This window comes from Gloeocapsopsis sp. IPPAS B-1203 (genome assembly GCF_002749975.1).
Taxonomy (GTDB): domain Bacteria; phylum Cyanobacteriota; class Cyanobacteriia; order Cyanobacteriales; family Chroococcidiopsidaceae; genus Gloeocapsopsis.
On the sequence record NZ_PEIG01000023.1, the window covers coordinates 54187 to 68518 of the forward strand.

At 38.9% G+C, this 14332-nt stretch carries 14 protein-coding genes; 13 read left to right on the plus strand and 1 reads right to left on the minus strand.

The window, feature by feature from the left end:
* Positions 1 to 3: 3 nt before the first annotated feature.
* The 12 genes from CSQ79_RS25835 (at position 4) to CSQ79_RS25885 (ending at position 12002) form a co-directional block, all read left to right on the plus strand.
* Positions 4 to 2070: a GumC family protein gene (locus CSQ79_RS25835; protein WP_099703981.1), complete on the plus strand. Its 2067-nt coding sequence runs from the start codon at positions 4 to 6 to the stop codon at positions 2068 to 2070.
* Between the two features lie 4 nt (positions 2071 to 2074).
* A complete protein-coding gene (locus CSQ79_RS25840) occupies positions 2075 to 3454 on the plus strand; it encodes an O-antigen ligase family protein (RefSeq protein ID WP_099703982.1) in 1380 nt (459 codons plus the stop codon).
* Positions 3447 to 4619: a glycosyltransferase family 4 protein gene (locus tag CSQ79_RS25845; RefSeq protein WP_099703983.1), complete on the plus strand. Its 1173-nt coding sequence runs from the start codon at positions 3447 to 3449 to the stop codon at positions 4617 to 4619. Before CSQ79_RS25840 ends, CSQ79_RS25845 begins: the two co-directional genes overlap by 8 nt.
* A gap of 92 nt (positions 4620 to 4711) precedes the next feature.
* Positions 4712 to 5830 (plus strand): glycosyltransferase, encoded by a 1119-nt coding sequence (locus tag CSQ79_RS25850; RefSeq protein ID WP_099703984.1) that lies wholly within the window; start codon positions 4712 to 4714, stop codon positions 5828 to 5830.
* 76 nt (positions 5831 to 5906) lie between these two features.
* Positions 5907 to 6035, plus strand: coding sequence for a hypothetical protein (locus tag CSQ79_RS28500; protein WP_289501557.1), 129 nt, complete (start codon positions 5907 to 5909; stop codon positions 6033 to 6035).
* Positions 6022 to 6762 carry a sulfotransferase family 2 domain-containing protein gene (locus CSQ79_RS25855; RefSeq protein WP_289501558.1) on the plus strand — a complete coding sequence of 247 codons (741 nt, stop codon included), beginning with the start codon at positions 6022 to 6024 and terminating at the stop codon, positions 6760 to 6762. The genes CSQ79_RS28500 and CSQ79_RS25855 overlap by 14 nt, the downstream gene beginning before the upstream one ends.
* Before the next feature lie 103 nt (positions 6763 to 6865).
* Positions 6866 to 7624, plus strand: coding sequence for a sulfotransferase family 2 domain-containing protein (locus tag CSQ79_RS25860; RefSeq protein WP_099703986.1), 759 nt, complete (start codon positions 6866 to 6868; stop codon positions 7622 to 7624).
* 258 nt (positions 7625 to 7882) lie between these two features.
* On the plus strand, positions 7883 to 8671 hold the full coding sequence (locus tag CSQ79_RS25865) for a heparin lyase I family protein (RefSeq protein WP_099703987.1): 789 nt from the start codon (positions 7883 to 7885) through the stop codon (positions 8669 to 8671).
* 180 nt (positions 8672 to 8851) lie between these two features.
* Positions 8852 to 9301 (plus strand): PssD/Cps14F family polysaccharide biosynthesis glycosyltransferase, encoded by a 450-nt coding sequence (gene pssD / locus CSQ79_RS25870; RefSeq protein WP_099703988.1) that lies wholly within the window; start codon positions 8852 to 8854, stop codon positions 9299 to 9301.
* Positions 9302 to 9516: 215 nt separating this feature from the next.
* Complete coding sequence (locus CSQ79_RS25875; RefSeq protein WP_099703989.1) at positions 9517 to 10011, plus strand: glycosyltransferase; 495 nt, start codon at positions 9517 to 9519, stop codon at positions 10009 to 10011.
* A gap of 53 nt (positions 10012 to 10064) precedes the next feature.
* Positions 10065 to 11003 (plus strand): glycosyltransferase family 2 protein, encoded by a 939-nt coding sequence (locus tag CSQ79_RS25880; protein ID WP_099703990.1) that lies wholly within the window; start codon positions 10065 to 10067, stop codon positions 11001 to 11003.
* A gap of 99 nt (positions 11004 to 11102) precedes the next feature.
* Complete coding sequence (locus CSQ79_RS25885) at positions 11103 to 12002, plus strand: polysaccharide lyase family 20 protein (protein WP_099703991.1); 900 nt, start codon at positions 11103 to 11105, stop codon at positions 12000 to 12002.
* 46 nt (positions 12003 to 12048) lie between these two features.
* Here the strand turns inward: CSQ79_RS25885 and CSQ79_RS25890 are convergent, their stop codons facing one another.
* Positions 12049 to 13515, minus strand: a complete 1467-nt coding sequence (locus tag CSQ79_RS25890) for a polysaccharide lyase family 20 protein (protein WP_099703992.1) — start codon at positions 13513 to 13515, stop codon at positions 12049 to 12051.
* Positions 13516 to 14215: 700 nt separating this feature from the next.
* Here CSQ79_RS25890 and CSQ79_RS25895 point away from each other — a divergent pair.
* Positions 14216 to 14332: sugar phosphate nucleotidyltransferase (locus CSQ79_RS25895; protein ID WP_148669260.1), on the plus strand; the 117-nt coding region annotated here is incomplete at its 3' end.

A 14332-nucleotide genomic window follows, 5' to 3' on the forward strand; every position in this document is an offset into this window, starting at 1 on the left:
AATATGAACCACATAGTCAATATCATCCGTAGGCACTGGATGCCATTATTACTGTTGAATGGTGTCATCCTTGCTGGCACATTGTATGCTGTCATCTATACAAAGACGAATGTTGCTCCTGTATGGAAGGCAAGTGCCAAATTAAATCTTCCCCAACCAACAACACGGTTAGATACTAATTTAGGAACCTTAGGTCAACTGCAAAATTCGGCATTAGGATTCACGAGAGAGCTTAATCCTTTACAGATTCAAATGACAATTTTAACCAGCGATACTGTAATGGAACGGGCACTTGCTGTTGATCCAGAAAAAAGCTTGTATCCACGACTCAGTGATTACAAGTTGGCATTTAGTGCGACACCGCAAGAGCAATCAACGATTATCAATTTACAAGTTAAAGCTTCTAGCCCAGAAATTGCGCAAAAGAGGTTAAGTAACCTGATCAATGTTTATCAGCTTCGTCTTAACGAACTGCGCCATCAAGATACAAATGTACGTAAGCAATTTTCTCAAACTGATTTAGAAGACGCCCAAGCACAGTTGGCAAAAGCACAGGCGGAGTTAGCCAATTTTCAACAATCAACAGGGCTAACTGAAGTCACAGAGCAAACAAGATCGCTGATCAATCAACAGCGTGAGTTAAGAACAACGTATACCAATGTGTTATCACAAGCTCAAGCGAATCAAGCTCAGGCACAAGCAGCTTCTCAACGTTTGGGAATCAACGCGCAACAGGCAATGAATTCACTTCGTCTAGGAGAAAACAGAGAATACCAAGCGATTCGCCAAAAACTTTCGGATGCTGAAACTGCTTTGGCAGAAGCAAGAAGTCGGTATACAGATGAAAGTCCGCAAGTCCAATCGTTGTTGTCTCAGCGCGATGAGTTGATGCAGATTATGAACCAACAGATTGCGATCGCAGCTCCTGGTGCAAGTGCCAATCAAATAGATCCGACGCTGGGTGGTAACGGAACTCGCGACAGCCGCATCGAAATGATTGCTGAACTGATTCGATCGCAAAATAATGCTGCTGGCTTGCAGCAACAAGCCAATCAAATTGCTAGCGAGATTAATCGTGTCAACGCAGAACTCAACAGCATTACTCAAAATAGATCGCAGCTGATCAACTTGCAGCGGCAATACGAGATTGCAGAGGGAGTGTACAAGAGCATTCTTGGTCAAGTTGAACAAACAAAAACAAATCCCTTCAGCGTGTATCCTAACGTTCAAACTTTGGATGCTCCTGTCATCGATCCTAAACCGGAAGAACCGAGCAAACGCGCGATCGCTCTTGGTGGCATCTTAGCAGGATTGTTTGGCAGCATCAGCTTAATTTTCTTCTTAGAAAAGCGCAATCCGATGCTGCGTCCGAAGGATCTCGAACAAGTGGAATTCCCAGTACTGGGGCGGATTTCTCGCCTCAAACGTACCGATATGGAGCGCAACTTGTCGGGTGAGGTGGCAATCGAGTTACAACGGCTTGCTTCTGCTGTTTTGATGTTAGAGCATCAACGTTTATTAGTGACAAGTCCTACCTCAGGCGAAGGCAAGACTACTGTCACTTTGGGACTGGCTCTAGCCTTGGTTAACTTTGGTTTTCGCGTGTTGATTGTCGATGGCGATCTGCGACAAGCTGAACTTAGTCGGCGCTTAGGACAGCTACAAAAGCAACCGAAGAATGGTCAACAAACACCTGTCTCGGTATGTCTGGGATTAGACTTGTTGCCAGCACCTAATCTATCAAAAACCAAAATTCCCGAATACTTTGCTCGTGGTAGATTTCAACAAAATTTAGACCAGATTCAAGCAGAAGGCGGTTATGACTATGTTCTTGTGGATAGCCCACCGATTGGTTTAGCTAGTGAAACAAACTTGATGAGTTCAGTTGTGCGCAATGTCCTGTTTGTGGTGCGTTCAGGTAAGAGCGATCGCTATGCAGTCATGGATGGCTTTGAACAGCTCGTGCAGCATCACGCCCAAGTTATGGGGCTAGTGGTCAACTATGTTGAACCAAAAGATGTTGGCTATCGCTATGGACGTCAACGTGAATTACTAGAAACTGAAGCATAAAACCATGTCTCATCTCTACCCATCTAAATCTGTCGCCATGCCAGCCAAAACAAATAATTTGTTTTCAGGTGTCTGGATTCGTTGGCAAGCGCTAAGTTTGGGAGAACGTTTTGTTTGCGCTAATATTCTCCTAATACCAATTTGGTGGGTTGCCGGTCTTTATCGCTATATGTCCTCACTGTTGCTGTTGGTTGTTGCCATTTATGAATGGCATAAACATGGTGAAATTCGCCTCAAACGCCCAACGGTTCCTGTGATGGCTTTCATTGCCTTCGGTGTCTACCAGATTGCAACAATCTTACTCGCTTATTCGGTACCTGGAAGAGATAAGCTTTCTACCGCACTGCTACTAACATTTTGTCCAGCATTATGGCTCTGGTATATTCAGAGCAACAACATTAAAATTCGCGTTGAAGTCGTTGCCTGGGCATTTACCATAAGTGTCGTTCAGATGCTCGTGCTTTGGCTACTTGCCCATTTTGTGATTCCAGAATCTTTCTTCCTACCTCTGCAAATTCGCAATCTATACTCAATGTTAAGTGGGGAGGAGATCCGTGGCTTTAATGTTATCAACAACCCATATTACCTGCTGCCTTATACAAACTATGGAAATATTAATGGTTGGTGGCGTTATAGTCTCTTTTTTATCTATCCAGAGTTTTTAGCTATTTACTTGGGATTTGTTAGTTTGATTTCCCGAGAAATCAAAAATCACTTGTGGTCAATTGGTCTACTTTCTGGCTGTCTGTTTCTACTTTTTTGGAGTGGAACGCGGGCAGTTTGGGTTGCTTTACCCGTTATGCTCATCTTGCATTACATATTGAATAATCTTACGAAACTCTGGGGACCTACGATTATTTTCGCACTGATGGCAGTTATGAGTTTTACAGCACTAGCCATTCCTCCAGCAACGAACCTGATCGCAACTCAGTTTACACAATCAACACAAGCCATTAATGAAGTGCGTGACAATTCGAGTGAGGTGCGATATGAAATCTATCGGCAAACGTGGCAAAGTATCAAAGACAATGAACATAAAATGATTTGGGGTCATCCAGCAACAGGTGAAGTTGTCGCTGCTGCCGGCAATAACGACAATGCTGTTGTCGGTTCTCACAGTTTTATCTTAGGAACGCTGCTGTACAAAAACGGAATGATTGGCACCGCAATCTTTGCCTTTTTCTGGGTATCGTTATTTGTGTGGTTATATGAAACACGCAGCGGAAGACCAATCAGTTGCTTTTGCGTGTTAATTCTCTATACGATGATTTCGCCAACATCACCTATCCTCTACGATATGCACATTTCCTCGCTCATCATCTTACTGTGCGTTGCGATTCGTCATTCTAAAGTAATTCCTCGCAGGCTCGTGTCACATGCGTAAGCTTCTAGTTATCCCAGGGTGGTGCAAAAGCTTGGGAGGTAACACCGTTTCACTGTTAGCGATGGTCAAAGGTTTTCAGCGCAGTGAGTCACAACAAGTTTGTGTTTTGACTCAGGCTGGTTCTTTAGTTGAAGAATATCTGCAGCAACAAGGTTTAGAGTCTTGCCTCAAGACCATTGTTGCTCAGGATCAGCGCCAGTTTGTGCAGCGTGCACTTCAGTGGGTCAACCAACAGCCGCGTGATTATCCACTCTTGTTAGAAAACTGTGCAACAAGTAAAACCTTACCTGCGATCGCCTTACACACTGTTTCCTTGCGTCTAAGTCGTCGTCCTGTTTACTATATGTTTCGTGACTTAGCAATTTCATACAATCCAGTAGGAAACCTTAGTCGCACTGTAGTATTTACTTGTCTTGCACCTCGCATCTTATGTAACTCAAAATTTACGGCTGAAAATGTTCGCGGTAGATTGGGTGAGATTCAGGGAATTCTACATCCGCCAATAGATCTTGACTTATTTAACACTCGCCCTCCAGTTGGTTCTCCTCCCCAAAAGTTACAACCAATCCTAGCTTTAGGTGCACGGATTATTTTAACACCTTCACGAATTAGCAAAGACCCTATCAATGATAAAAATTTGCGATCGCTCCCCATAGTTTTAGCAGAGTTAAAAGCTGCTGGTCATCACTACCACGGAGTCGTTATTGGACAAGATACATCTTCTGAGCAAACTCGCAGCCGTGCTTTGCTGGCACAAGCTGAAGATTTAGGAGTTGCAGACAGATTCACAATTCTACCGCCTGCATTGGATATTGAGAACTACTATAAATATGCTGATGTTGTCGTTACCCTCGCACCTAGAGAACCTTTTGGACGGACTGTTGTTGAAGCGATCGCTTGTGGTGTTCCAGTAGTCGGCAGTAACACTGGTGGTATTGGAGAAATCTTACATAATTTTGCTCCTCATTGGACAGTAGACCCACACAACCCAGGAGCTGCAGCACAAACAATAGTCCATGTTGTCCATGCTCCTGATACTCCTACTGTCCTTGCTCAAGGTCAACAATGGGTTGAAGCTAATTGCAGTCTTGTCCCCTACGCTCAGAAAATTATGGAAATTACAGGACTACAATCTCCTCATTTGCAAGAAATACTTGCTTACTAATTTGAGAAGTACTCAGAAATTTATTGCAGGCAATAAGTATATCCACTGTTGGCTTAACAAAGTCAAGTTAACTTTCAATAATAATGATCGCCATGAAAAACATTGGCATCTACCGTAGAGTTTTTCCTCTAAAATCAGAAGCCTTTATTAAAGAGCAAACACGTAATTTGTTACGTTATCAACCTACTTTCATCACTAACACTCTCATCAATGAAATTCCCTTCCAAAACATTTCTCTAAGTCAAAGTGACTTTTTAGGAATTAAACAAAGTCTTTTTTTGTTAACACGTTCTCCTCGATTATTTCAACAATCTTCACATTTAAAAAAAGTTGATTTAATTCATGCTCATTTTGGTCCAGATGGTGTTTATGCAATGGCTATAGCTGAAAAACTAAAAATACCATTTTTAGTAACATTTCATGGCTACGATATCACTATTTCACGCCAAAATTTATGGCGTAAAGGAAAATTTTTATACTATCAGTTGATTCTTCATGAAGAAGAATTAAAAAGGAAATCTGCTGCATTTATTGCTGTTTCACGTTTTATTCATAGTAAACTTTTAGAAAAAGAATATCCATCTGAAAAAATTATTCAGCACTATATTGGAGTAGATACAGTTAAGTTTTCTCCAGGAGAAAAAGCAGCAGAACGATACATTCTCTGTGTAGCTAGACATACCCAAAAAAAAGGAATTGACACCTTATTACGTGCATTTGCGCAGATTGCAAATAAACATTCTGATGTTTCGCTTGTTCAAGTAGGAACGGGTGCTTTAACTAGTGAACTACACACTTTAACAAAAGCACTTGGTCTTGAGCATCGCGTACGCTTTCTTGGTGCTCAACCTCATGAAACAGTTTTAGACTTAATGCGTGGTGCAGAAGTTTTTGCTCTTGCTAGCCAAACTGCTGAGAATGGAGATTGTGAAGGTTTACCCATTGTTATTAATGAAGCCTCTGCCTGTGGCATTCCTGTTATTTCAACTCAACATAGTGGAATTCCTGAAGCAATTTTAGATGGTGCAACTGGATTTCTAGTTGCAGAAAGAGACTACACGGCACTAGCAGAAAAACTTGACATTATCCTATCAGATCCTAGTTTAGGAAAAAAAATGGGACAGCAAGGTCGCGAGTTGGTTTGTGAGAACTTTGATCTACGTAAACAAACCCTCAAATTAGAAGCTATCTACGACTCACTTGCAAGATAGTTATAAGCTAGCCCATACCTCAGTAATATCTCATCTTGTTTATTAAAAGTATCAATTGTTATACTCAACAACGCATATGGCAAGTAACTTAGTAATCACACCTTCTTCTGAGCAAGCTATTAAAATACTAGATGCGATCGCTGCAATCGGTAGTAATGTATTAGATGGTTCGCTTAAGGAAAAATTTTTATTTGCACCTTCATAAATGTGGCGGTACTTCAATTACTCAGGCTATTAAAGCCTGCTACCAGAATATTTCTAGTATTACTGAAAACAACACATTTCATTTAAATGGTGCTGCAGCTTCTAGTGCGGCACACAAAACCTTTGAGGATAATTTAGACTCAGAAAATAATGACTATTTAGTTGGAAAATTTAGAGAGAATTTACTACTGTACTACATGTGCCAGCCAAAGATTAATTACATAGCTGGTCACTTCAGTTTCAGTGAGGTTGCTTACCAAAACTTTTCTAATAAGTATGCATTTATTACTGTTCTTAGAAATCCAGTTAAAAGATGGATTTCTGCCTATTTCTACAATCGATACACAATCTCTAAACTAGATGAAGACTTTTACGAATTTTTAAGTTCAGAAAGAGCTTTAAAAGGAGGGTGTATGTATGTCAAAAGTATAGGTGGTCCAAATAAGTCAGGAGATTACACCTCTGAAGATGCTGTGAAACGTGCCAAAGAGAATTTACATAAATTTAGTATAGTAGGCTTGCTAGAGCATAAAGAAGAATTTGTTAATCAGTTTGAACAACGATTTGGACGAAAGCTAAAAATTAGAAGCTACAATCGAAGTATTCAATCAGAAGGTTTCAAAAAGTCTTTTATAACAGAGGAAATAGAAACCAAAATAAAAGAACTTTGCCGCCCCGATATTGAGGTATATGAATATGCTCTCAACCACTTTCTGAAAACTAAATAACTTATTTATTAAAACTACAGTATGTCAGAATTAATCTGATATGCTGTAGTTTTCATTCACTGTTTGAAAACCACAGATAGTATACCTATAAAATTTTAAAGCCATGTTAAATACTTTGGTTAACAACAACAAACAATCCATTACAAAAGAAACAAAGCAACCAATAGTAATTTACGTACATATTCCGAAAACTGCAGGTACTACTTTAAGACATATAGTGCAATCTCAGTTTTATCCTCATAATATCTTTGAGTTTTATAATTTAAGACAGCAAGAACGCAAAGGCTTAAGTAAGTTCGAGCAACTTTCTGAATTTCAAAAGAATAATATAAGTTTTGTGAGTGGACATATAGGTTTTGGATTACACAGTTTATTAACTCGTCCTTGTACTTACATCACAATTTTACGAGAGCCAGTAGAACGTGTGGTTTCACACTACTTCTACCTACAAAATAGAAATGCTGTTTCAAAGGAAACAACTTTGGAAGAATTTGTTCAAACATATAAAAGAGCGCAAAATAGCATGACCAGCTTTCTGTCTGGATTAGAATTTAAAATTCAAGCAGAACAAAATATAGAGAGTAATTTAGAAGATTTTTCAGAGAAAAGTTTAAACCTAGCAAAGGATAATATAGAAAAGCATTTCAAAGTTGTTGGGCTTGTAGAGAGATTTGATGAGACGTGCCTGCTTCTTAAAAAAGATTTAGGTTGGAATATTCCTATTGCTTGTTTAAAGAAAAATGTTTCTAATAATAGACCAAAGGCAAAAGATCTACCAAGAGAAACAGTTAAATTAATAGAAGAATTTAATCAGTTTGACATCCTCTTGTATCAATATGCAAAGATAGATTTGAAAAAATAGTTACTCAGCAAAACAATTATTTTGAAAATGAATTAAATCAATTGCGTTCAAATAGCTATTCAAATCAAGCACGGCATTATTTTGTGGAAGCTAACTCATTGTATAAACGATTACTGTTTAAAGGTTACGAAGCAATAAGTCATATTCACATCTAACTGACAAAACTTTGTATTTTGTACTGGTGATTTAACCAAACCAATAGGTATTTTAACAGAGCATTAAGTAAAAGCAATTTTCTTGAAGGACATAGAGTAAAATATGAAAAATTGGTTCAACTTAATACTTGGTATAGGTATTTTAATAGTTTTATCAGGTAATAGGTCACAAGCAGAGATAATTGATTCAGTTACAGAAAGGATTGAGCAAGCTAGAAAAATAGAATCAGGGAGTTCTCAGGGAGGAGATACTTGCAATCAATTAACAAAGGTTAACTCTTTAGAAGGCATGCAAAATACATTTAAACATTGGATAAACCTTTGTGGAGAACGCTCTGAATTAGTGATGAAAAAAACAGAGATTGGCAAGTCATATTGGTATGGCTGGTCAATGTTTGTTCCTGTTGATTGGCAAGATACTTCAGTTGGGTACGATATTGTCAATCAATGGGCAACATACCCCACAGACAAAAAGTTTAGCCAAGGTTGTGGAGGTAACGGCTCTTATATTGCTCGTACCAATGAAACATTTACCTTCAATTTACAGCATCAAGGTGATAGTGCCCAGATTGATTGTAATAAGTTTCCTATTGCCAATGTTTCTGAGATGAAAGGCAAATGGGTTGATTTTGTCATGCACGTCAAATGGACTGGAAACAAAGATGGCTTTCTGCGGCTTTGGACAAAAATAGGTAGCCAACCTTACAACTTCACAATCAACTATGTAGGTGCTACATATTGGAATGATGAAGATACGGGCCCATATTTTAAAATGGGTTTATACAAGGGCGATCCACATTTTGAAGGTCCCTCTCCTCGGTACTTGTACACTGCTCAATACCGTTTAGGTGATGCTAAATCGACTTTTAGAGACGTTGCTCCTAAGAGATAATTAATCTCTGTTTTTTAGAATTGCCATTTGCTAGCTGAATGGCATTTATAATTCACTTTAAATTTATTCCATAAGTTTAAATTGTGAGGGTAGACCAAATGTTTACCCTCATCTCATATTGAGTTCAATTAATGCACGCAATGAGAGTTTTTGATACTTTTCACATGGAGTAAAGACAAGATGAAGCTACTACTAGTATGTAATCCAGGTGGTCACTTCTCTACTATGTTAGGACTAAAAAGTTTTTGGTCTGACTATCAAAGAGAGTGGGTTACTTATGCTCATTACGATACTCGTAAACTTGGTGAAAAAGAGACTGTACACTGGGTAACAATGCAAGAAGCTCGTATGTTAGGTAGAGCCAGTATCAACTTTGTTAAAGCCTTAAGAATTTTGTCTCAAAGCAAGCCTGACTTATTAATTTCGACAGGAGCAAGTTTAGCTGTACCATTCATTCTGGCAAGTAAGTTTTTTGGCATTAAAACGGTCTTTATTGAGAGCATATCGCGGACAAGTAGTTTAAGTTTGACAGGAAGGATTGTCTATAATCTTGTTGATGAGTTTTACGTTCAGTGGCCTGAGTGTGTTGAGATTTACCCAAGAGCACAATACAAAGGAATAGTGAGCTAGCTACCACATAGTTTACTTAGAGAAATTGTTTAGCTAAATCTCAGTTAATTAAAGGGAAATATTTAATTAATATAAATGCCCATTAAACATCAAAAATGTTAATGGAATAAGCTCGTATAAGCATGTAGTTTTTATCTAGGTTTTCTTGGCATTTACAAAACAAAAGCTATACGAGCTTGTTGATAGCCTTGAAACCTAAATTGAGGTTTGTTTCAATGATTGTTTACACACTTGGAACGATTTTCTTTCCCTTTGATCGAGCTGTTTTTTGGTTGCAGGAATTACTAGACAGAGAAATTATAGTTGAGCCAGTCTTATTTCAACATGGGGCAACTAATGCTGATAAATTGAGTCATCCGCTGCTAACTAGCGTAGCTTCGTTGACTATACATGAAATGCATGATGCTGTGCAGCAATCGTCATTAGTGATTTCACATGCTGGTCAAGGTTCAACGCGAATGCTAGCAGAAATGGGAGCTTGCTTTGTATTAATACCTAGGTTAAGGCGCTATGGAGAACATGTTGACGATCATCAACTCCTGTTTGCGCGTGCTGTAGAAAGATTTGGAGTACCTTACTGTACTGAGTTAGAGCAACTTATTAAGTATGTTGAGCAACCTCCAATTCCATTGCAAAATAAGTTATTTAATGCTCCTTCACTGGCTGAGCATTTAACTGTTCGGTACAGGCTTGTAGAACTTCAAAAGTAACTTTAAACAAAGTATGGTTACTCCCTCATTTTGTTGGTTAACACGAGAAGAAAATGAAACAACAGCCTAAAGTTAGTATTGGCATGCCTGTGTACAATGGTGAGGTTTATCTTGAAGCAGCATTAGACTCATTATTGAATCAAACATTTCAAGATTTTGAAGTTGTTATCTCAGATAATGGCTCAACTGATAGAACAGAAGGCATTTGTAAATCGTACGCAGCTAAAGATCAAAGGATTCGTTATTACCGAAACGAACAAAATTTAGGAGCCGGTTGGAATTTCAATCGCGTCCTAGAGTTAGCTGATGGCGAGTACTTTCGGTGGGCTTGTCACGACGATTTATGTGCTCCGGCTCTCTTAGCGCAGTGCGTTGCAGTACTTGATGCTCATCCTGAAGTAATTTTGTCTTATCCTAAGACTACTGTCATTAATGAGCATGGACAGGAAATAGAGAAATACGTTGATGGTTTTGATCTGCGATCGCCAAAACCGCACGAAAGATTCGCACAATATCAAAAGTTGGTTCGTCACGGTCATGGATGTCATCCGATTTTTGGTTTGATCCGAACCGATGTTCTCAAATTAACTGCTTGGATGGGTAGTTATCCTTCTTCTGATTTAGTCTTGCTGGGCGAACTCACTCTGAGAGGTCAATTTCACGAAATCCCTGAATATCTCTTTTTTAAACGAGATCATCCTCAGACATCAGTGAGAGCACATAAAGCATTTAGAAAACGGATTGCATGGTATGACCCCAATAAAGAAGGACGACTTTATTTGACTCGATGGAAATGGTTCACTGAATATTTAGCAGCAATTAGACGAACTCAAATGAGTTCGGGTGAGAAACTTTTGTGTTGTTTTCAAATGAGAAGATGGTTGATGTGGAATTGGGTGTTTCTCTCAAAAGATCTACTCAAAGCTCTATCTTGGCCAATCATCCAACCCTTTCTTAACTTGGAATTCAACAGAAAAGAAGTTCAGTTGTAACTTAGCTTAAGCTCACTTGTCAGGAGGTTAAACTGTTTTTTTCACGTTCACCTTCTGATTTATTTGCTTTTACTGAATAAAGTTTACTCCACTAATATTATGCGACAAAAAAAGCGAGCGCTTCCGTTGGGATTATCTTCTGTAGCTTTGTTTCTGCTATTTGGTATTCCTGTCTGGGTTGCAACTCTTGCTGTCGCCGCCAAACCAAATGTTTTGGTTAGTGACTTTGATGAAGACCTTTCTAATTGGCAAAAAGAGCTTTGTTGCGATCATTCGGCAGAAATTGTTAGTTCGCCTACCCGTGCAGGACAACATGCTATTAAATTTACTTTAAAACGAGGAGATCCGTTTGTTGCCAATAGCCAACGAGCTGAATTGAAATTAGAGAAAGTACCTCCAAATTCAGAGAAATGGTACGGTTTGAGTGTTTTCATTCCAGAAGATTTTGAAAAGGATCGTGCTTATGAAATTATTACTCAGTGGCATTCTCGACCTAATCTAGAAGCAGGAGAAAAATGGAGATCTCCACCGTTAGCAATCATAGTTCGTAATAACAGGCTTTTTCTACATCGGCGTTGGGACCCTAATCCAATTACAACGAACAATAAACCTGGTCCAGGCGGAGGTATAGAAACACTTCCACTCAGTAAGTATACTCCTGGAGAATGGACGGACTTTGTTGTTCATGTCAAATGGTCTCACACATCTGACGGCGCACTTAAAGTATGGCAGAATGGCAAGCTTGTTGTCAGTAAATTAGGTCCCAACACTTACAACGATCCAACTGGTCCCTATCTCAAAATAGGACTTTATAAACCTAGTTGGAAATCTAAACCGGAAGCATCTCAAACAACTAAGCGGATCATTTACTTCGATGAAATTCGCATTGGAGATGCTACTGCAAGCTATCAAGATGTCAAGCCTGGCGATCGCTCGTCCTCACTCTTACGTCTAGTCAACCACTTTAACCCACTGCAACAATTGATTAAGATTAATTAGAATAACTGACCCAATGCTTTTTACTCCTGCATGGGTTTGCACGCGATTATTCTACCTTTAAGTTATCAAAAGTTGCTGAATTGTTGAGGCTGCCAAAGCCTACTTTTCCTCTGCTAAAAGTTGCATCTTGCACTATTGCTTGTAAACTACCATTGCGATATACGCCAATCGTATTTCCAGTGCGCTCTATCTTAATAGCGTATGTAGTTCCTCCTGCAATCAAGGAATCGAAGTTGGCAATTTGAGTTGCGACGCCTGCTGCTACCTTAAAAATGCCATGTGTTTTATCGTTATCACTTTCGTTAAAGCTGGCGTAATAGTAGTTGTTGCGGTCTTGATAATTAAAGATAATCGAAAAATCATCCCACTGACTTGAGGTTGCATTAGCACTAGCCTCTGCACTCAGCGTGAAGTTATTAGGAACATACTGGTTGTGGATCGAGATATTGCGATTAGCAACTGGGGGAACACTGCGATCGCTATCTCGCAACTGATATTTCCCATTCTGGAGACTCCAAGTTCCACCTGACTCAACCATAAAGTTGTTACTACTCGAACTAGCAGCAAAGTCTTCAGAAATGAGTATCTGTGGATCGGGTTGTGGCTTCTCTGGCTGTGGTTTAGGTTCAATAGGCTTGGGTTCTATTGCAGCACCACCTGGTGCGACTTCTTCAAAGCTAGAATTAGCATCGCCTAAACGATATTCATCAGTGTAAAACACACGAGGTGCTGCTCCTTTAAAATCAGGATCGCCTTTGTATAGTCCCATCTTAAAGTAAGGTCCTTCATCCTCATCGTTCCAAAAAGTACGTCCTTTGTAGTCTACGTTTTGTGTGTAAGAATTGTTACCTATCTTCGTCCAAAGCTTTAAGAATCCATCAGTATTTCCTGTCCATTTGACATGCATAACAAAATCAACCCATTTGCCTCGAACTTCAGAAAGAGTACCTAAGTTGTAACTCGTACATTCGGAATCTGTGTTATTACCTTTACGTTGAAATCTAAAGCTAATGTTGCTACCACTTCTCATGATGTATGAGCCATTTGCACCACAAGCAAACTTACCACCTCTTGGAGAAGGATAAGTTGCCCACTGCATGAGAATATCGTATGCATCAGATGGATCTTGCCAATCTATAGGAATATACATTGACCAACCATACCAATAGCTATTTCCTATTACGGTTTTGTTCATTCCAATTTCTGAACGTTCTCCGCAACGATTCACCCAGTGCCAAAAAGCTTGCTTACCTGCTCTAATTGGATGAATAGCGTTACCCATGACACTGGTGACATTTTCTAACTTGTTGCAGGCGCTACCACCTTTGTCTTTTGCAAATTCTCTTACTCTGGCATCATTAATATCTTCAGTGACTGAATCAATAATAGCTGCTGATGATTTATTAGCACTGAGTGGGAGAACAAGTGATGTGCTCAATAATAGTCCTAAAACAGGAGTTAAGCCTATTCTTTGAAGAAACTTTCTGGAGTAGATTTTCTTTTTAGATGCCATATGTTTTTAGCTAGAAAGAAACTTTTTGTAATTAAAAAGGCATAGCTTTATAACGCTTGAGATAATTCCAAAAACGCAACTATCTTTCTCAAGCATGAATGCTTTATGTGTTTTTCACAAAACTCATTACAAATTAAAGTTAATTGCTTGCTAGCTAATATTTCCAGGGAATTTTCACTGATTTACTCTTCTCCGAAAAAACACAGATTGATCGTAAGAAATTAGATTTATAGTCAACTTTTTCAGTAAAAATACGGGGACTTAATAGTGCAAACAAGGGGCACGTTAAATCCTCCACACACACTTACATGTCTACTAAATCACTTCAAGCTGAATATCTTAATATCAGCCATTCAAAATAAGAATGAATACCTGAGTGAGGAATTTGAAGATAATTGAAGATAAGGAGAGAATATTGATATATTCTTTGGAAAGCTAAGCTTTGACAATACAGAGAAATTCAGATTTTGTACTAGCCTTTTATACTCAAAAAAAGTAACTAAAGACTTACTTGTAATTTTGTTTTTCTAAAAAATACGTATTTTCAGCAGCATTAGCCTTCGATTCAGTAGTGCTACTCACGGTGAATTTTTCTATGCATTGTGTTTGAAAAATTCATTTGGTACTTTCCATTTCAGTTATTGAAACTAGCAATTTTTAGAGAAGAAACACTCAATTCAACAACTAGTGAGGAAAAGCTATGAAAGCGGTAATACTGGCAGGGGGACTAGGAACGCGGATAAGTGAAGAGACAACAATCAAACCAAAACCAATGGTAGAGATTGGGGGAAAACCGATACTGTGGCACATTATGAAA